Source organism: Fulvivirga sediminis, assembly GCF_016757215.1.
In the GTDB taxonomy this organism is placed as follows: domain Bacteria; phylum Bacteroidota; class Bacteroidia; order Cytophagales; family Cyclobacteriaceae; genus Fulvivirga; species Fulvivirga sediminis.
In genome coordinates, this window is sequence record NZ_JAESIY010000016.1 from 60,778 (window position 1) to 83,356 (window position 22,579).

4 protein-coding genes are annotated in these 22,579 nt (G+C 39.6%); all 4 read left to right on the plus strand.

Going from position 1 to position 22,579, the window contains the following annotated elements:
* Positions 1 to 35: 35 nt before the first annotated feature.
* The gene (locus JL102_RS21545; RefSeq protein WP_202246546.1) at positions 36 to 6,983 is read left to right on the plus strand and encodes a non-ribosomal peptide synthetase; all 6,948 of its coding nucleotides are present in this window, start codon (positions 36 to 38) and stop codon (positions 6,981 to 6,983) included.
* A gap of 32 nt (positions 6,984 to 7,015) precedes the next feature.
* Positions 7,016 to 13,561 carry a non-ribosomal peptide synthetase gene (locus tag JL102_RS21550; RefSeq protein WP_202246547.1) on the plus strand — a complete coding sequence of 2,182 codons (6,546 nt, stop codon included), beginning with the start codon at positions 7,016 to 7,018 and terminating at the stop codon, positions 13,559 to 13,561.
* 20 nt (positions 13,562 to 13,581) lie between these two features.
* Positions 13,582 to 21,072, plus strand: coding sequence for a non-ribosomal peptide synthetase/type I polyketide synthase (locus JL102_RS21555; protein ID WP_202246548.1), 7,491 nt, complete (start codon positions 13,582 to 13,584; stop codon positions 21,070 to 21,072).
* A gap of 45 nt (positions 21,073 to 21,117) precedes the next feature.
* A partial coding sequence (locus tag JL102_RS21560; protein WP_237390695.1) for a condensation domain-containing protein occupies positions 21,118 to 22,579 on the plus strand: 1,462 nt, incomplete at its 3' end.

The following is a 22,579-nucleotide window of genomic DNA, read 5'->3' on the forward strand; positions in this document are numbered from 1 at the left end:
GAGCTTCTAAGACGCTTAAATTACATTTTTTGAATATGAACACATCAACCGCAAATGTCAATATGAAATACTGGCAGGAAAAACGGAATTTAGATATAATTACTTCTCCCATCCTTTATGATGGAGGAGATCATGGTACTGATGGTATTATAGAAGGAGTATTTACAGTGAAGGACGATCTCGCTTCTGATGTCCTTAAAGCTAGTAATGAGAATGAAAAAGCACTTTACGTCATTTTACTGTCATCGCTTTTTGTCGTCGCCAAGAAATATAATCAGAAAGGATCAGCATTTTCGATAGGTCTGCCAGTAGATCAAAACGAAGGAGCAAAGGATAATATCTGGCTTCCTCTGATAACTTCTGTTGAAGAAAACACTCAATTCAGAGAGTTATTAAATCAGGTTAAAAAAGAATGGATCAATGCTTTGACGCATCAAAATGTACCTGTCGGGAACGATCCTAATGAGTCATTGTTCGATTGGGCATTAGGAATGAACAATCTACATCGTAGCCAAAAAGCATTGCCTGTTAAAACTTCTCTATATTTCAATGTTGATGCATTTGACAACAAAATCAAGATTAATTGGATAGCAGATAGTTCTCGGTTATCTACTGGATTAGTAGGTCAGGTATTGAATCATTGGCAGCACCTTCTGGCACAAGTTGTTAAAGATTTCAATCAAGAGATAAGCTCATTGTCTGTCATTTCGGCAAAGGAAGAAAATCTCGTATTAAAAGAATTCAATGGTACCCATATTGACAACGGTAACCATACATTAAAATCCCTTTTTGATGAGGTAGTTGATCAATACCCTAACAACCAAGCGGTGATATTTGGTGATAAGTCTATGACTTACGCTGAGCTCAATCAAAAAGCAAATGATATAGTCGCGCATCTTGCTGATAAAATGGATGGGCAAAAGCAAGCAGTGGCCCTTTACTGCCGTCCCTCTTTTGAAATGATCAGTGCTATGTTGGGGTGTATAAAAGCCGGTGTGCCTTACTTGCCATTATCTCCTCAAGATCCAATTTCAAGAGTGAACTTTATATGTGCTGATGCTGGAGTCAATCTTATACTGACTCATTCTGAGTTAAAGGATCAATTGACAGAGCAAGTCAATAATGATCAGATGTTAATAGAAGTAGACAATATTCAACAGCATGCAGAGTTAACCCCATTAACTGTTGATAGTAATGATACTGTTTATTACATATACACTTCAGGAACAACCGGTACGCCTAAGGGTGTAAATGTACTTCATAAGGGGGTTGTCAATTATACAACCTGGAGGATTAATAATTATAAACTCACACCTAATGATGTAACACTACAGGTGTTTCCTTATAATTTTGATGGGTTTGGCTGCAATCTTTATTCTACATTATTGTCAGGAGCTACGCTGCTATTGATGCCAGATGTCAAAGAGGTAGGTGCAGCAGAAATCGTCAGGTCACTAATTAAACATCAGGTAACAAACGGTTGTGTCACTTCTGGTGTTTACGATTTAATACTTTCTGAGTTGGATGAGAATGTAATATTGGATGCGTTGAGATTTGTGGCCTTAGCTGGTGACAAACCTTCAAAACCTCTTATTGAGCGTAGCCATCAATTGTTGCCTTCGGTTCAACTGACTAATGAATATGGTTTGACGGAGACCTCGATCGGAGGTACATGCAATAACCATTTACAGCAAAACAATCCAGGGGTAATAGGCAAGCCTAACGCCAATACCCAGATTAGAATTCTCAATGATCAGGGACAATTACTCCCGATTGGTGCAATTGGTGAGCTATGTTTTTCCGGAGATAGTGTTGCCAAAGGATATATCAATAGAGAAGAGCTGACCAGCGAGAAATTTGTTGATGATCCCTTTAATGAAGGTCAAGCAATGTATAAAACCGGGGATATGGCCAGATGGCTTCCCACAGGAGATCTAGAGTTTATTGGACGTCAGGATGACCAGGTTAAAGTACGTGGTTATAGAGTGGAACTGGATGAAATAGCGCATTACATAAAAGAAGCTTCTGGCGTATCTGATGCCATAGTGGTGCTGGAAACAAAGGATCAGGATAAAGAAGGATACCTTGTTGGTTACTACGTATCTGAAGAAGATGATGACCAGAAATTAGTCGAACATCTTAAGTCTGCTCTTCCAGAATACATGGTTCCGGCCTACTTAATGAAGATATCAGCGATACCTCTGACTTCCACAGGTAAGGTGAACAAAAAGGAGCTTCCTAAACCTGAAATACAGGTGACAGAATCTGAAGATAATCAGCCTATGTCTGTAGTGGAGATGGAGTTGGCAGAAATGTGGGCTGCAGTAATAGATGTTGAGGTCGCGGATATCAACAGGATAAGTGATTTCTTTAAACTTGGTGGACACTCTATCAAGGTTTTGAAACTCATTAGTCAGTTTCAAAAGAAGTTTGGTGTTACAATTGAGCTTCAGGAGTTTTTCGAAAATCCTACTATAGCTGCTTTGTCTGCTAAAGTTGATAAGCAGGAGGTAAAGGATGATGTGCTCGAATTGGTGGTGGACAAAGAAAATCGCTATGAGCCATTTCCTTTGACGGATGTGCAGTATGCATACTGGATTGGCCGAAAGGATTCATTTAATTTTGGGCAAGTAGGAGCACACGGTTACTTTGAGACGTTCGTGCCAGAGTTGGATATTACACATTTTCAACAGGTTTTGAGACAGTTGATTGACAACCATGATGTATTGAGAATGGTAGTGTCAGGTAATGGAGAACAAAGAATTCTTGAAAATGTACCACCTTACGAGGTGCGTGTATTAGACCTTAGAAAATATGATAACAAAGAAGGAGAGGAGCGCTTCTTCCAGTGGAGGGAAGAAATGGCGCATCATGTCTTTTCAGGTGAAGAATGGCCTCTTTTTGATGTAAGAGTAACTATTTTCGAAGATGAGACCTATAAAATCCATTATGGTACCGACGGTCTGGTAATGGATGCCGAGAGCTTAACCAAATTTGTATCTGAATATGAATTTCTCTATGCTAACCCAGAGGCAAAACCTGATGGTGTAAATATTTCTTTTAGAGACTATATGATTAGTGAGGGCAACTTTAGAAATGGACCTCTTTATCTTAAATCAAAGGAATACTGGCGCGAACGTATTGCGAATTTACCTATGGCGCCCGAATTACCAGTGAAATCTATGTCCAGCTTGCCTCAGAAGCCTAAATTTGCACGTAGAGCAGGGCATTTGGATAAAGTGGCGTGGGATTTCTTGCAGAATAAAGCTAATGCCATAGGCGTTACTCCCACAGTATTCTTGATCGGATGTTTTTCTAAGGTTCTCGATTACTGGTCTAAATCAAGCCATTTCATTCTCAATCTTACTCTTTATAATAGGATACTCTTTCATGAAGATGTAGATAAGCTATTGGGCGATTTTACCTCGCTCACTTTGCTCGAAATCGATTATAGAGGTAATTCTACTTTTTCTGATAAGCTCAAAAAGCTTCAAAAGCGAATGTGGTCTGATCTTGAACATAAATACTATGGAGGTATCGAAGTGCTTAGAGAGATGTCTCAATATCACGGTAACTCTGTAATGATGCCTGTGGTACTGACAAGTACTTTAGGCATTCAGAGAGACGAGATAGATGAGGAGGAGGCAATGACTGATGTGGTCAGTGATCCTATGAAGGAGAATTATGCCATTTCTCAAACACCACAGGTATGGATTGATTTCCAAATTGGCGAAAATAGCAAAGGCCTATGGTATAACTGGGATTGCGTAGAAGAGGTCTTCCCCCAAGGCATGTTGCAGGATATGTTCGAAGCTTTTGGCAATCTGTTGAACAAGATTGTCAATAGTGAAGCGTATTGGGAAAGTGTATCACTTATTGATCTTCCTCAAAAGCAGTTAGAAAGGAAGGAGGCTGTAAACAATACATGGGGAGAACGGCCAGAAGGTTTACTTCACGATGGATACAAGATCAAGGTTAAGGAAAATCCTGAAGCAGAAGCTATCATATCTGATGAGATTACCTTAAGCTATGCTCAGGTTGATCATTTGACCAATCGTATAGCACATCAATTAGTGTCGATGAAGGCGAAACCAAATCAATTGGTTGCTATTGTGATGCATAAAGGCTGGGAGCAGGTGGTGGCTACATTAGGTATCTTATCTGCAGGTGCGGCCTATTTACCAATAGACGCCTCATTGCCTAAGGAGCGTATCAAATTGTTATTGAAGCAAGGAGAAGTTTCAATTATAATTACTACTGATACCGTTGCTCAGGACATCGATTTTGGTGGCGATTATAAAGTGTTGGAAGTGAATAAAGAGCTTCTGGAAGAAGCGTATCAGGAAGCACCAAAAATCAGCATTCGCCAGGAAGACCTAGCTTACGTCATATTCACATCAGGATCAACAGGATTACCTAAAGGCGTAGTTATTGACCATCGCGGTGCTACTAATACCGTTCTTGATATGAATGAGAGGTTTGGTATTACAGAGCACGACAGGGTTCTTGCCATTTCATCACTAAGCTTTGACCTGTCTGTTTATGATATTTTTGGTGTGTTAGGAGCCGGAGGGGCATTAGTTATGCCTAAGCCGGATGAACTGAAAGATCCTGAGGCATGGTACAAGTATGTACATCAATATGGAGTCACATTATGGAATACTGTGCCTACACTGATGCAAATGCTAGTTGATTATGCAGAGAGAAGGGATGACGGAATTCCTTCAATAAGAAATGTATGGATGAGCGGTGACTGGATACCGGTTAATCTTCCAGACAGAATCAAAAATCTGAGCCCTGGTGTCAGAGTAACAAGCCTGGGAGGAGCTACAGAAGCGTCAATTTGGTCGATATACTATCCGATAGAGGACGTGTCACAAAGCTGGAAGAGCATTCCTTATGGAAAGCCACTGAAGAACCAACAGTTTTATGTGTTGAATGAAGCACTAGCAGTATGTCCCGACCTTGTTCCTGGAGACCTTTATATCGGGGGTATAGGATTGGCCAAAGGGTACTGGAAGGATGAAGAAAAAACATCCAGTAGTTTTATTACCCATCCTGAGTTAAGAGAAAAACTGTACAAAACCGGTGATTTGGGCAGATACTTACCCGACGGTAATATTGAGTTTCTCGGTAGAGAGGATAATCAGGTGAAAATACAGGGATATCGTATAGAGTTGGGAGAGATTGAGGCCGCTATTAGTGATCATCCGCAGGTAAGCGAGTGTCTGACTATTGCTAGGGGAGAAGCTGGTAAGGCAAGAGAACTTGTTGCATATATTGTTGGTGAAGAACAAAAGAACCAGCAGATAGATCATGTCAGCATAGTCTCGGATGATTCTGTCGCTATTAAGGATGAGAAAGATAGGTCAGTGTTCAAGCTGGAGAAACACAACATTAGTTCAGTTGATACAAAAGTTACCTATACTTTACCGTATCAAAATGAACTTAAACTTTATCAAAAGAAAGCAGATGCAGTAGAGAATAATGGAAATAAAGTTGCAATAACAAGAGAGAACCTTGGTCAACTGCTTTCTGCGGTAAGAGGTCAGGCTTATGAAGAAATGGCTTTACCTAAGTATTTCTATCCCTCAGCAGGTAGCTTATATCCTGTACAAACATGGATAGAGGTAGCCGAAGGAGCTGTTGTTGATATAGAGCAAGGATCGTACTATTTGCATCCGGAGAACTTTGAGCTTCAGCAAGTAAGCAATACCACCAATTTGGATGGAGGAGTAAATGTACATCTTATAGCTGACCTTGATGCCATAGAGCCTATGTATGGATCAATGGCAAAGGATTTTGTAAACATAGAAGCTGGTTATATGACTAACTTATTGATGAATTCCACCTCATCAATAGATTTGCAAACTATTGACCCTGCAGCTGCTGCTGAACTAAAAAGTTTACTGAATTTAAAAGAGTCTCATAGTCCAGCTCTTTCACTTCACCTCTCAGCGATTGAGCAGAATGCAGATGATTACATTACACTCAAGTACAATGAAAGAAAAAGCTATAGAGATTTTGAAGGTGGAGAATTAGATGCTATAGATATAGAAGTGCTTTCAGATAGCCTGATACAGGCCAGACTACCATTGAGTGAAGGTGAATACAATCCAGAAGTTTTCATGGTAGTAAAACCTAAGGCTGTTCTGGAAATGCAGGCAGGTGTATACAAACTAAATTTCACCTCAGCAACGTGGGAAAGACTAGGTAATGTAGATAGCCATCAATTATTTGCCGGCAATGAAGCACTACATAATTCGGCTAGCCTATCCATCCACTTTGCAACTACACAACAGGTAGAAAAGAGAGATATTCATGCTGGATTTATGTCGCAGTCGATCATGAATAGAGCAATCAAACAAAATGTGGGATGGTGCGCCATAGGGGTGATCAATGAGAGTGTAGCAAGAGAAGCATTCGGACTAACCCAAGAGCAAAAGGTCACCCATAGCCTTATAGGTGGCAAAGTCAGTCCGAAACAAATCGATGAAGTTCAGTCAAGTGAAAAAGGATTGGGTGAATCCTCTGAAGAGCAAATGAGAAATTACCTACAATCAAGATTGCCTAAATATATGATACCATCATATTTCGTGGTGCTGGACAAATTACCTCTTACATCTAATGGTAAGATAGATCGTAAATCATTGCCTAATCCTTCGACGAAGATTGATCATGAGTTTAGAGCACCAGAAACAGAGACCGAGAAGGCACTTGTAGGCATCTGGTCTGAGCTGCTTGATATGGATGCATCTCAGATCAGTACTAACAAGAGTTTCTTTGAGCTTGGAGGACACTCTTTGAAGGCCAGTCTTATGATGAACAAGATATTCAAAGTACTGAGTGTCGAGGTGCCATTAAGAGAAATCTTTAAAGAGGACACCATACTTAGCATTGCTGACTACATAGAAAATGAACTATGGTTGAAAAATAAGGATAGTCAGGAAGTTATTGAAGGTGATGAATTTATACTGGACTAATATTCGTATTTAAAAATTTTTATAATCAGGGAGTGAAGAATCTTTTAACGAAACTAAGAAATAAGCGGATTGAATTGACTGTGGTCGATGGCAAACTCAAGGTGAATGCCCCAACTGGGGTAATGACTAAGGATTTGCTTGAGGAGATAAAGAGCAGGAAAGATGAGTTGGTAGATCATATTCAAAAGGCCAATGAAATAAAACATACTAACATCCCCGTTGCAGAGAAAAGGGAAAATTATCCACTTTCCTCTGCACAAAAACGCCTTTACTTTTTATATAGCTATGATACCTCATCTTTAGTATATAATATTCCAAAAGTGATGAAGTTGGACAGAGATGTGGATGTAAATAGACTTACGAGTGCGTTTAATGTTTTGATAAACAGGCATGAAAGTTTGCGTACATCATTCATCCTGGAAGAGGGAGAACCGGTTCAGAAGATTCACTCAGATGTTAATTTCAAGCTTGACATATTAGATATCAGAGATGGTAACGTAGCGGAGCTGATTCCTCAATTAATAAAGCCCTTTGATTTAGCCGAGGCGCCTATTCTAAAGGCTACGCTCATAAGAGATGACAATGATGCCTGGCTTGTAATGGACATTCACCACATTATAGCAGATGGAACCTCTGTTATGATTATGGAAAAAGAATTGAAGGAAATTTATGAGGGACATCAATTAAATCCTTTAGACGTGCAATACAAGGATTTTTCAGAATGGCAGCTGAAAAGGCACAATGGTGAAGCTTATAAAGTGCAGGAAAGGTATTGGCTAGACAAGCTTGGAGAAGAATTGCCCGCCTTAAATTTACCTTTAGATAGTCCACGGCCTGATGTCCAGACCTTCAGAGGTGGTTTTGTGAATTTTCAGTTTTCGGAGGATAAAACCAAAGCATTGAGGATGTTTTGTGAAAAGCACAATGTTACCACCTTTACTCTAATATTGTCTATTTACCAGATCATGCTCTCTAAAGTATGTAACCAAGAGCAAATTTTAGTAGGAAGTCAGGTGGCCAGCAGAAATCATGATGAAATACAAGGTGTGATTGGTAATTTCGTTAATACTTTGGTTTTTCAGGGCTTTCCTGAAGGACCAAAATCTGTGATGGAATATGTTGAAGAAGTAAAAGCAAATGTCTCGGAAGGTCTGGCACATCAGGAATATAAGTTTGATGAGTTGGTTGAAAAAATCTCAACTAAAAGAGAGCCCGGAAGAAATCCGGTATATGATTCTGCCTTTGTATTTCAGAACTACTTTAACGAATACATGGAGAATCGGGAGGAAAGCTGGAAATACGAATCCTCTGAAAGTACCATCGCTAAGTTTGATATTGATCTCGAGTGTTTCGAAACGAAGGATCACTTCGATTTTACTATTCATTATTCTACTGATTTATTCAGGAAGGAGACTATCTATAATTTTATAGAATATTTTGAGGTGGTTTCTGATGTATTGATAAGTCAGCCTCAACTCAAATTGCAAGAGTTAGAATTATTATCTGCCTCGAAAAAAGAGGATATGATAAGTACGTGCATGGGTGATGTACACAGTTTTGACCAAAAGACGGTGAAGGAACTGTTTGAAGAAATGGTTCAGGAGTATCCAGATAAAATAGCCCTGATCAATGGAGAACTTACTTGGACATTTAAACAACTCAATCAGGAAGCCAATAGAATAGCCCGAAAGATTCTCTCCTCACCTATAGAGAAGAAGAGAGTCGCTATATTTGGTAAAAGGGACTTTAGCATGATTGCTTCGATTATCGGAGTAGTTAAAGCAGGGATGACCTATTTGACCATTGATGAAAATTATCCTGCTGACAGAATTCAGTATATGATTGAGTCGAGTCAGATTGAAGTTGTTATTAACACAAGTGACAAATCACTGTCAGAGAATATACAGACTGTCAGTACCATATATGTCGACGAACCTTCATTGGAAGGTCTCCACGCAGATAACCCCGAAGGAGTAACCATGACTGATGAGGCATATATTATCTATACCTCTGGAACTTCCGGACAGCCTAAAGGTGTCGTATGTCTTCATGATGGGCTAGGAGACTATGTGCAGTCCCTCTATCATAGTCTTGGGCTGCAAGGAAATGATGTTTTTCTGCATACGGCGACATTTTCCTTTTCTTCTTCAGTTCGTCAGCTTTTTATGCCTTTGTGTCATGGCAATACTCTCGTACTCGCACAAAAGGAAGAAATTGAAAATCCATTACATCTCTTTAGCACTATTGGCAAGCAATCGGTGAGTGTAATTGATCTGGTCCCTTCTTATTTAAGAAATTGCCTTGCTGTGCTTAGCAGCCAATCGAATGATGTTGCTGAGCGAATCTTAGACAATCAACTCAGGTTAATTCTTACAGCGAGTGAACCTTTACCAATAGCCCTTGTAACAAAGGCTTACAAATTTTTTAGTGATGACCTACAACTAATCAATATGTATGGTCAGACTGAAACTACAGGTATTGCAGCTACATTTCCAGTCACGAAGACACTGGTTTCAACTGGAGGAATCGTACCGATCGGGCGGCCAATAGCCAACTCAAATTGCTACATACTTGATAAAAATCAAAACCTCGTACCGAAGGGTGTGGAAGGTGACCTGTATATTGCAGGCCCACATCTGGCCAAGGGATATATTGTTGATGGCGGGATAAATGATGATAGTTTTTCTCACAGTTCTGCTTTTAATGAAAGAATTTATAAAACCGGAGATATAGCAAGGTACAATACTGATGGAATTCTTGAATATAAGGGTAGAAAGGATAATCAGGTAAAGATAAGGGGATTTAGAATCGAGCCCGAGGAGATTGCACAACTAATGCATGATATCGAAATCGTTAATGACGCCTTAGTTACTGTTTTACCTGAAGATTTACTTGTAGCTTATTACGTGGCTGAAGAGGAGGTTGAACCTCAATTATTCATAGATTATTTAAAGGAAAAGGTACCAGATTACATGGTTCCTGTACACTTTGTCTGGATTGAGCATATACCATTAACACCGAATGGTAAGATAGATAAAAAAGCACTACCCTTGCCATCTTTTAGTTCTTCTGAAAATCATTTGGAACCTATCGACGAGATAGAAGAAGGTCTTGTTGAGGTTTGGCAGGAAATTTTGAAGATAGATGCCGCCTTGATCAGCACAAACAAAAGCTTTTTTGAATTAGGGGGACATTCTTTAAAAGCCATTATCCTCTCCAATAGCATACATCAAAAATTTGGTGTGGAAGTATCATTGAGAGAGATATTTCGAAGACAGAATATTATACAGCTGGCCAGCTTTATTCGTGAAGCTGAAAAAGGCACCTACGAAGCTATTCCGATAGCCCCTTCCAAAGAATATTACGTGCTAAGCCCAGCTCAAAGGAGGCTATATTTCTTGAATCAAATGAATGCCGGAACATTGGCGTACAATATGCCTCAGTTTTTGGTGGTTAACGGAGATTTAGATTTTGAAAAGTTTGAGACAGCTTTCAAAAAACTGATAGATCGCCATGCCAGCCTTAGAACATCGTTTCATATGGTAGATGGCATGCCTATGCAGAAAGTACATAGTGCTGTCGATTTTAGTATTAACTATTCATCTGACAAAAATATTAATGAAACGGATTTGCATGCCAGATTGTGTCCCTTTGATCTTACTAAAGCACCGCTGCTAAGCGTAGATTTAATTAGGAAGACTAATGATAAATATTTTCTTATCGTGGATATTCATCACCTGGTTACTGATGGAGCCTCACAGGGAATATTAATCAATGACCTGAAGACGCTATATGAAGAGGAGCTTCCGGCACTCAAGACAGACTACAAAGATTACGCCGAATGGCAGAATACGGAGCAATATAGTGAAATGGTAAGGACCCAAAAGCAATATTGGGAACGACAATTTGCTACGTCTCCTGAAAATTTAGCATTGCCAACTGATTTTGCAAGGCAGGGACTTAATGACAGTGGTGGCTTTATAAATATTGGATTAGAAGAAGATGTTGTAAACAATATCACAGCCTTGAGTCAAGCACATGGCACCACCAACTTCGTCATGATCCTGACAGTGCTCAATGTGTTTTTATCAAGACTGTGCAATCAGAATGACATCGTCATAGGTGTGCCGTCTATCAACCGAAATCATGCCGATGTACAGGACATGGTAGGACTGTTTCTAAATACGCTTGCCCTGAGAAATTTCCCGCAAAAAGATCAATCATTTAGTGAATTTCTGGGTGAGGTGAAGATGAATATGCTGGAAGCTCAGGAAAATCAAAATTTTCAGTTTGAAGATCTGTTGGAATTGCTTGATATAGATAGGGATATTAATAGAAATCCCCTATTTGATGTATTTGTGAACTATCTCAATTTTGAGAGGGCCTCTGTGACCACCATGGGCGAATTGGAATTTGCACCACTGCAGGAGTTAGATACTGAAGTAGATAAAAATCAGTCAGTAGCTGTATCTCCACGGATTCATAGCAGGTTTGACCTTACATTTTATGTGTCTGAGGGTGAAGGACAGATGAATCTCTCGATGGTTTATAAGGCCAGTATATTCACACCGGAAACAATAGATTATCTTGCCGCACAGCTCAAGGGATTAATTTTGCAAATTGTTGATGAACCGGAGACAAGTATTGGTGATTTTACAATGTTCTCTACTAAATCACTGGAGAGGAGCTCTACAAAACTGTCTATTCAACAGGCATATGAGCTCTTCACGCAAGAAAGTGTCGAGTCAACTATAGATCGTAGATTTGAAGAACAGGTAGATAAGTATGGTACTCATGATGCCCTGAAAATAGGATCTCTCACGCTGACTTACAGTCAATTGAATAACAGAGCCAATCAGATTGCAGAGAGAATTCATCAGCTTTCTACTAAAAATGACGGTGTAGCATTACTATTTAATATGGGTGCGAATATGATCGTTTCCATGCTTGGGGTGGTAAAAACTAATGCATTCTATGTGCCTATAGACCCTGCATATCCGCAGGAAAGGATACAGTTTATGCTGGAAGATAGTGGAGCAAAGGTGCTTCTGGTAGATCATGAGTCATGGTCATTAGGAGAGCAATTCAAAGCAGTCAATAAAAATCTGATTGTCATAAATATTGACGAACTCATTGATGAACAAAATCAGGTAAATAATCTGGAGATTCAAAAGGATAAGGAGGCGAAGGCATATTTGCTTTATACTTCAGGTACTACAGGTCTACCAAAAGCAGTTGTTCAGGCTCATCGTAATGTGTTACATTTTTCCAGGGTATATACCAACGCTTTGCACATTGGCCAAGAGGATAGATTGACCTTACTCTCTACCTACTGTTTCGATGCATCCGTTATGGATATTTATGGGGCATTGCTAAATGGAGCGACGCTGTATCCATTCAATTTGAAGGCAAATGGTATTGCTGCATTCCGTGATCTTATCTATAAAGAAAATATCACTATTTATCATTCCACTCCTTCAGTTTTTAGATCAGTCTTTGATACTGAAGTATCTCAGAAAGTGCCTGAAGCAGTTAGACTGGTAGTGATGGGAGGAGAGCCTGTTGTGCCGAAGGATTTGGATATATACGTCAGTAAATTCAATGATGAGTGTATTTTTATCAATGGATTAGGACCTACCGAATCTACAATAACTTTACAAAACTTTATCTCTAAAGAGATGGCCATGTCTTCCCGAAGAAGGACTGTTGCAGTAGGACTTCCTGTTGAGCAAACTGAAGTACTTATTTTGAATGCGCAATATAAAGAAGCTGCAGTATTTGAAACAGGCGAGATCGTGTATAAGAGTGAATACCTTGCTTTAGGATACTGGAATAATCCAGAGGCAACGGAGAGAGCTTTCGTAGAATGTATAAATGATGTTAAGGGTAGGTATTACAAATCTGGAGATCAAGGCAGAAGAAGGGCAGATGGAACCATAGAATTTCTGGGACGAAATGACCGCCAGGTAAAAGTTAATGGCTACAGGGTAGAACTTGAAGAAATAGAAAATCAGATATTAAAGCACGAACTGATAAAGCAGGCTGTAGTCCAGGTTGACGAGTTAGGAGGCGCTAATTGTCTTATAACCTATTATACCTCATATACTGAAGAAGCTGTTGAAAATATAAAAAATTATCTATCGCAAAAAGTGGCTTCATTCATGTTACCCAGGTTTTTCATTTTTATGGATCAGTTACCACTTACTCCAAATGGTAAACTGGACAGAAAAGCCCTACCAAAACCTGAGCTTACTGTAGAGAAAAGTTGGACTGCCACCACAGAAACAGAGCGTCAACTTACTTCTATGTGGGCGGAGGTTTTAGAGACACCGAGTGAGTCAATACCAAATGATCAGAGCTTTTTTGAGATAGGAGGAGACTCATTGAGACTACTTAAACTCAGCGATATGATGAATAGAGAGTTTTCCCTGAACTTGGATATTGTTGATCTTTTTAGATATCCAACACTGGCCGGTATGGCTAATCTGATAAAAGGAGTGAATGGTGAGAGCAAAGTTGACCAAACCACAGATGAAGAAGTGGAAGGGCTATCAGACATTATGAATTTATTGAATTAATCTAAGCACTTAAATATAGCATGCAAAAATATAATGGAATGGAGATTGCGGTTGTTGGGATGTCCTGTCAATTTCCTGGAGCGAATGATGTATTAGAATTTTGGCAAAACCTAAAGGGTGGAAAGGAGAGTATAAAGCGGTTTTCCAAGGAAGAATTGTTGGCCGCTGGTGTGCCTAAAGATGTCATTGATAATCCAAAGTATGTAGCAGCAAGGGGGGAATTGTCAGGAGCTGAATATTTTGACTCAGAGTTCTTTGGCTATAGGGCTGCTGAAGCCAAGCTCATGGATCCACAGCTGAGACTCTTCTACCAGCATTGCTGGAAGGCAATAGAAGATGCTGCCTATGACCTGAATGACTATCAGGATAAAATTGGACTTTTTGCGGGTGGAGGGCCAAATAACAATTGGGAAAATGCATCTATTCTTTCTAATACAGAAGGTGAGGTAGAAGAGGTAACAGCCTCTCAACTGCGCAACATATCATACTTGAGTACTCGCGTTTCCTATAAGCTTGACCTTAAAGGGCCTTCGCTTTATATTAATACCACTTGTTCTACCTCATTGGTAGCGATCCAGAGAGCTTGCATGAGCTTGTTATTAAGAGAATGCAAGATGAGTCTGTCCGGGGGTGCATTTATTACCAATTATCCTGATCGTGGCTACCATTATCAGGAAGGTATGATCTATTCCGCAGATGGTCATTGTCGTGCATTCGATCACAATGCCAGCGGAACAGTAGCAGGAGAGGGTGTCGGCGTGTTGCTTCTAAAGCGCTTGGACGATGCGATTAAAGATGGAGATACCATCCATGCCGTTATTAAGGGAAGTGGGATTAACAATGATGGAGCTCAAAAAGTGTCTTATACTGCACCAAGTACAGAAGGGCAGCAAGAGGCCATTATGAAAGCCCTTAAAATGGCAAAAGTTCCAAAGGAGAGTGTATCCTATATTGAAACTCATGGTACAGGAACTGGCCTGGGAGATGTGATTGAAATAGATGCACTCAATCGGGTGTATGGAGAAAGTAAGACACCTTACTGTGCTATCGGGTCTGTGAAAACAAATATAGGTCACTTGGTTACAGCATCAGGAGTGGCAGGCATAATCAAGACCATATTAGCTCTTAAGCATGGAGAAATACCACCATCACTTAATTTTGAAAAGCCTAATCCCAAAATTAATTTTAAGAATTCTCCATTTTATGTGAATGATTCCTTTAAGAAATGGGAGAGAGGACAACATCCTCTGAGAGCAGGAGTAAGTTCATTTGGTATTGGTGGTACTAATGTACATATGATATTAGAGGAAGCTCCGGTCAGGGAAGACCAGGCTCAAGTGCCATCAAGAAACCTTCAATTACTTCAGTTTTCGGCTAAGTCAGAATCAGCACTTGATGCTGGTATGACCAGTTTTAAAAATTATTTACTGCAGTACCCTGAGACTAGCTTAGCGGATGCGGCATATACACTCCAAGTCGGTAGGTCAGAGTTTTCATATCGCAAAACTCTGGTGGTAGATTCCATAAGAGAGGCGATTACAAAACTTAGAATACCTGCCGATCTCAAAACAACTAAATCTTCAAAGTCAGACAAGAAACTGGCTTTCATGTTTACTGGACAGGGAAGTCAATATCAGAACATGGGTATGCAACTGATGCAGGAGAAGATTTTCAGAGAGCATGCCACGCAGTGTTTCGAGTTGGCGAAAAAACTCACTGGTAAAGATTTTTATGAAATACTACAGTCTTCGCCTGAAGAGGTTAACCAGACTGTGAATAGCCAACCATTGTTATTCATTATCCAGTATTCGCTTACCAAACAATTGATGCATTGGGGGTATAAACCTGATGTGTTGATCGGTCATAGCATAGGAGAGTACGCAGCCGCATGTATTTCAGGAATACTGGAGCTAAAAGATGCCTTGAAGCTAGTTGCCGTCAGAGGACAATTAATGCAGGAGCAGGAAAAGGGACAGATGTTAAGTGTTGCTTTGGGCAGGGAAGAATTGAAAAACTGGATAGCCGGCAGAAAGGATATCTCATTAGCAGCATCCAATAGCTCGGCTCATTCCGTGGTCTCAGGAAGTGATGATGCTATCGAACAACTTAGGGTGCAATTTGAGGAAAATGGAATACATTCTAGGTTACTTCATACATCACATGCCTTTCATTCATATATGATGAAACCAGTATTGGAGTCATTCCAAAAGTCGCTGGAAGAAGTGTCTTTTCATAATCATAGTATTCCGATTATATCAACTATGACGGGTAAGCCTGTTAATGGCGAAATGCAGCAGGCTGAATATTGGAAGGATCAGATTGTAAATGAGGTAAAGTTCTCTGGGGCTTTGGAAAGTCTTTTAGCAGAAAACTCACTGGCTTGTATTGAAATAGGGCCTGGTGATACCTTATCCACCTTTGTCAGATCACATCATTTAAAGGCAGATGATCACCAAGTGTTCAGCACAATCAGTAAACCGGATCAGATTGCTGATGATAATAGATTCTTGCTACAAACTGTTGGAAAACTATGGAGTACAGGCCTTAGACCAGACTATGACAACTTCTATGAAGATGAAAAGCGTAATCGTACTAACCTACCTACCTATGCTTTTGACAAAGTTAAATATCCGTTGTACGTAGATTCGTACAAGATGATTTCAGACCTTATTGTGAAAGGTGGTGGCGCATCTGAAAATCCTGCGGAGTGGACGCACAAACTGACTTGGGAAGTTGAGGCTAAAAATTCGGAAAGTATAGTTGCTAACAGACCAGTAATCGTATTTAGTAGAGATTCGCAGCTAGAGACTGGGGAGGACATATATTCTGTGAAACCAGGCACTCAGTATCAAAGAATTGGAGATAAGAGTTTCGAGATAGATGCTACCAATCCAGTTCATTTTGTGCAGTTATTTGAAGAACTGGGACTTGAAGATGTACGAATAGTATATGCATTGAACGACGAAAACAAGAAAGATACTAAGTCTAAAGTCGACGTTTGTTATTATGGATTACTCAACTTGGTCAGAGCATTAGGAGGGCGCTCCTCATCATCTATTATAGACCTCCTGATGATAACCTTTGATGGTCACAAGGTACTGCCAGATGATAATATCAATCCTTTCCAATCATTAGCAACAGGCGTAGCCAAGGTAGTTAATAAGGAGTATGCCAATATTGGCGTTATGCAGTTGGATTTTCATACTGATGATCCAGATTGGTTGTCTACCGCTCTAAGTGAGCCTATCTCAGCCGGAGAAATAGCGGCATACAGAAAAGGGATAAGATTTACTCATGGTGTTAAATCCATTACCCTTAGACCCAAAGGTGGTATTCCTACATTCAAAGATCATGGGGTATATCTTATCACGGGAGGTGCCGGAGGTATAGGTCTAGCACTTGCGCAGCAGATGGCTGAGGAGATAAATGATGCTCATTTCATACTTATTGGTCGTAGTCAGCTCCCTGATCGCGAGCAGTGGGCACAAAGTAATCATGAGACTATTAAGAGAATCTCTGAGGTTGAAAACGCCGGAGGACATGTCCATTATTTAGCTATGGATGTAGCGGATAAAAAAGCTTATCCGACCTTGAAGAAAACGATCAAAGAAATAGGTCAACTCAATGGTATTATTCATGCTGCAGGAACTATAGATAGGGGAGGAATAATCCAAACTCGTGATATGGACACTGACAACTCCTTGCTGGCTACTAAGGTCTACGGTGCGCTTAATCTCTTGGAAGAGATCGTACATGACCAATTAGACTTTTTTATTAATTGTAGCTCTGCGGCGGCGTTTAAAGCACCAGTCGGTGAAGTGGCGTATGTATCAGTCAATTTGTTTTTAGATGCCTTGTCTTATAAATATCCGTTTATAAAAAGTATAGGTTGGAATGCCTGGGCCGAGTCAGGTATGGCTGTTAAAGCAGGAAACGGATTAGTAGGTGCTAATAGCGTAAGTAATAAAGAAGGATATACACTGTTCAAGAATATACTGAAGAGTCATGAATCTCATGTTATTATATCTAGAAATACCCTGACGTCAGACCAGCAATTAGAAGAGGAGCTAATCAGTGATGCGGAGGAAATAGACAACCTTAAAGAAAACATCAACCAGTCGTTGTCAGTAGAAGACAGGCTAACTTCATTGTGGGAAAAGTTCTTTGGCAAAGAAGGAATTAAGCCTTTAGATGACTTTTTCGAACTGGGAGGGGATTCTCTGAAAGCTCTGACCATGATTAATTGGATTAAGAAGGAATTTTCAGTTGATGTATTGATCACTGAATTTTTTAAGACGTCATCACTGAGACAGTTAGGCGAGTTTATTGAAGATGCGCTAGGATCTGCCAGGGAAAATATTATTCCAAAAGCCAAACTAGCAGCAAAGTATCCGGTAAGTGCAGCACAAAATAGGTTGTATTTCTTATGGAATTACGACAAAGGCTCTTTGGGCTATAATCTCCCCCAGTTTGTAAAGGTGGAGGGCGATGTTGACAAAGACAGGCTATCAAAGGCATTTTCTGATCTCGTCGACAGGCATGAGATCCTGCGGACATCATTTGTTCATGAAGGGGATCAGGTGTATCAAAAGGTCAATAATATAAACTTTGCTGTTGAGTTTGCTGAGATTGCAGAGCACGAGCTTGATACTTATTTTGAAAATTTTTGCACACCATTTGACCTTACAAAAGCTCCATTATTGAGGGTAAAACTTCTTAAGGTTGACACAGGATTACATTATCTATTGGTGGATATTCATCATATAGCTACAGATGGTATTTCGCAAGGTATATTACTTCAGGAGTTTGCAGCGCTATATGCAGACGAGTCTTTGGAAAAACCATCCATTCAGTATAAAGATTTTGCCGTATGGCAAAAAGAGCAGACGACAGCTAAGAGCTGGATTGAACAAAAATCATTTTGGATGAGCCAATATGATGGTGAACTCCCAGTATTGGATTTGCCAGCTGACTATAAAAGACCAGTCGATAAGCAGAAGCCTGGAGGGAAAGTTAGTTTTGAGTTTGAGTCTCACTTACAGAAACGAATAGCAGCTTTTAATGAAGATCAGCATGTTACATCATTCATGTTTCTTTTTTCAGCATATAACCTATTATTAGGTAAATTAGCCAGAACCACGGATGTAGTTGTAGGTACTCCTACAGCAGGCAGGCCACATCATGACGTCGAGGGACTGGTAGGAATGTTCGTCAATACTTTACCTATTCGCAGCCGCTTTGATCATGAGATGACCTTCAAAGAGTTTGTTCAAAATGTCAAGCAGGTTTCACTTCAAGCCTTTGAAAATCAACAGTATCCTTTTGAAGAATTATTGAATGACCTGAAAGTACGAAGAGAAAGTAACAGACACCCGCTGTTCGATGTAATGTTCTCACTTCAAAATTTTGGAGGAGCGGCTATAGAGATACCTGGACTTGCACTCAAAAGGCAGGAGCGCAAATTGGGACATAACAAATTTGATTTGAGTCTTACAGGATATGAAGGGAAAGACAAACTTCTCTTTAATATTGAGTATTCAGGAGATCTCTTTGATGAAGCCACTATCCAACGCTATGCTAAGGGCTTTCAACAAATCATAAAGCAAGTCGCTGATAATCCTGATATTCTCATTGGAGATATAAGCTTGGTGGATGAATATGAATATAAGCGTGTGGTTAATGATTTTAATCAGACTGAAAAATTATATCCTGAAAATATTACTATTCTTGACCTATTTGAGAAGCAGGTGGCTGAAACACCAAATGCCAATGCGGTGCATCACGAAGATAGAGTCCTTACATATAGGGAGTTGAATGGAAGAGCCAATACACTTGCACTCCTTTTGAGTGAGAAGTATGTGATCAAATCAGGTGATATCATACCTGTAGTTATGTCCAGGGGCATTGATTTTCTGATATCTGTTATTGCTATATGGAAGCTAAAAGCTGCGCCTGCTCCGCTCAGTATTTATTGGCCAGAGGCAAGGATCAAAAATGCCATAGATAAACTCAATGCACCGGTTAGCCTTGTGAATAATGTAGGGATTGATGAAAGTGGTTTAGCTATTGGGGAAGAATTTCATATTGTAGAGGCTCACTTGCTTCAGGAAACTACAGCTAATTTTACCGACAAACCAAATCCGAAACTCCCGATTTATGTATTTCATACTTCTGGTACTACAGGTATGCCAAAGGCTGTAGTTGTGCCACATGAAGGGGTCTATAATCGATTGATGTGGATGAATGACCATTTCGGTAAAGCATCGGCTCAATCTGTCCTGCGTACAACAAAGCATATCTTTGATAGTGCTATCTGGCAGTTATTGTGGCCTTTAATCAATGGAGGACAAACTGTTATTCCATCTGAAGAGAGGGTTTTTGATTTGAAATACTTCAGCGATCTTATCGAAGAATATGGCATAACCATGACTGATTTAGTGCCTTCGTTATTCAATGAAATGGTAAGACAAATGAGGATGGGTAAAGCTTCTTTTGATCCGTTTGACCTTCGAGACATTGTCATTGGAGGAGAGGCAATAACCGCAGAGACAACCAATTTCTTTATTCAAAAATATCCCGGAATAAAAATCACCAATTTGTATGGGCCAACAGAGGCGAGCATTGGTTGTGTGTACTATCCTGTAGAAGGTGAAAAGGAAATCATACCTATCGGAACGCCAATTAGTAATACCAAAATCTATATTCTAGATCAGAATAAGCAGGTTGTGCCAGTAGGAGTTCCAGGAGAGATGTACATTTCCGGAGTATGCTTGGCAATAGGATATTTTGGAGATAAAATGATAACAGATGCCAAATTTGTTCCAAATATATTAGATGCGCAGCCCGGTAAAATGTATAAGACTGGTGATCTTGCCAAATGGCTGCCTGATGGAAATATTTCTTTCCTCGGAAGAATAGATGATCAGGTTAAAATAAGAGGTTATAGAATCGAGCTTGGGGAGATAGAGTCGATACTAAATAAGCTTAATGGAGTAAGTGAATCTGTCGTAGTAGTTCATGATAATGACCATGGCAATAAAATTTTGGTAGCGTATCTGGCTGCTTCTGAATTATATGATGAGACAAAAGCTAAAGAGTATTTAAAGTCACAATTACCTAATTATATGATTCCATCAAAGCTTATCATGGTAGACAAATTACCGGTGTCGGCAAGCGGAAAGGTCGATAAGGCGAAATTGCCAAAGCCTGATTTCAGGCAAGAGCGTAAGGCTCCCGCTAATGATGTTGAAAATAAGCTGGTTCATATATGGTCGGATCTTCTAGGAATATCTAATGAAGAACTGAGCGTTGATGCCAATTTCTTTGAAATGGGAGGACATTCATTGATGGCCATTCGTGTGGTAAGTGCAGTTAAGGAAGTATTTGATGTGCCTCTTACTGTTAAGTCCATCTTTGACCATCCAACTATCGAAGAATTGGCAGGATATATTGACGTATTCGCTGCCAAAGAAGAGGAAGATGAAGATGAGTATGAATCATTTGAGATTTAACCGAACGACTAATCACGATAAAGTTTTTATATAAGTTCCAATAAAATGGATGCACTAAATATTATAGAGGAAGCTCACGAAAATGGAATATCACTCTTCTTGAACGAAGAAGGTGAGCTAAAAGTGAATGTGCCGAAGGGTACACAACTTAGCCCTGAGTTACTGGCTAAAATCAAGGCTGGTAAAGAAGAATTAAAATCTTTTTTAAAGAAGGATATGGCTGTGGCTAAGTCAGTAAAAAAGGGATTAACTATTAAAAAGGTTAATCGGGCAGAGCTGGAAAGGATACCGCTGTCCAGCTCACAGGAAGCCTTATGGTTTATTGATCAGATAGACGGAGGGCAGGCCTACCACATTCCATTTTCTATTGAAATAACAGGTGACATCGATAAGGATAACTTGCAGAAAGCATATAGTGAACTTATTAATAGACATGAGCCATTAAGAACGATTTTCAAAGAAAAAGGAGGAATTCCTCATCAACATATACAGAAGCAGGGGCGATGGTGTTTTGATGAAACTGCAGCAGGAGAATTCTCCGAAGAGAGTTTCAATAAACTTTTAAAGGAACAACTACAAAAAGCATTTGATTTATCCCAGGGGCCGCTTATTCGAGCTAATTTAGTTGAATATTCAGATCGACATATTTTGCTTGTAGTTGTCCATCATATTATTTTCGATGGATGGTCTACAGCCATTTTTGGTAATGAATTAAGTCAGTTATATTTCAAAATACATGAGAACAGTAACACTGAACTCAAGCCTCTGCAGATTGAATATCCTGATTATGCAGTATGGGATAAGAGCCGCTTAAAAGAAGATTCTTTAAAGCAACACCTTAGTTTTTGGGAAAATGAGTTGAAGAATGTAGAAACAACCAGCCTGCTGGGAGATTTCAACAGACCTCAGATTTTATCTGGAAATGGTGATTCATTTGAGCATTATATCTCAGATCAGCTTGCAGCAGATTTAAAAGACCTGGCTTCGAAAGAAAATACATCTTTGTACATTCTTTTACTGTCAGCGTTCAACTTGCTGATGGGTAGATATACGCGAAAGGAGGATATCATACTTGGATCGCCTATTGCTAATCGTAACCTTCCTGAGACAGAGCCTCTAATCGGGTTTTTTACCAATACCCTTGTCCTCAGAAATGAGATTAAAAACGATCTGCCGTTTAACGAATGGCTAAAAGGTGTCACGGAGCATATATTTGATGTTTTTGAACACCAGGATGTTCCTTTGATTAAGATTGTGGAACATTTGAAAAATGATAGAGAAGCAACATCCATGGTGTTGTTTAATATCATGTTTTCATTGGCCAATTATCCAGAATCAGATAAAAATCAGATTGGAGAATTAAAAGAACTCGAAGAGATCACATCCCAGTTTGATCTTACCTTACGAGCAAAAGAAGAGCATTCTGGTTTTAGTTTGTCCGTTAATTATTGTACTGATCTATTTTTGCGATCGAGCATGAAAGAGTTTTTAGGTCATTATATCACAT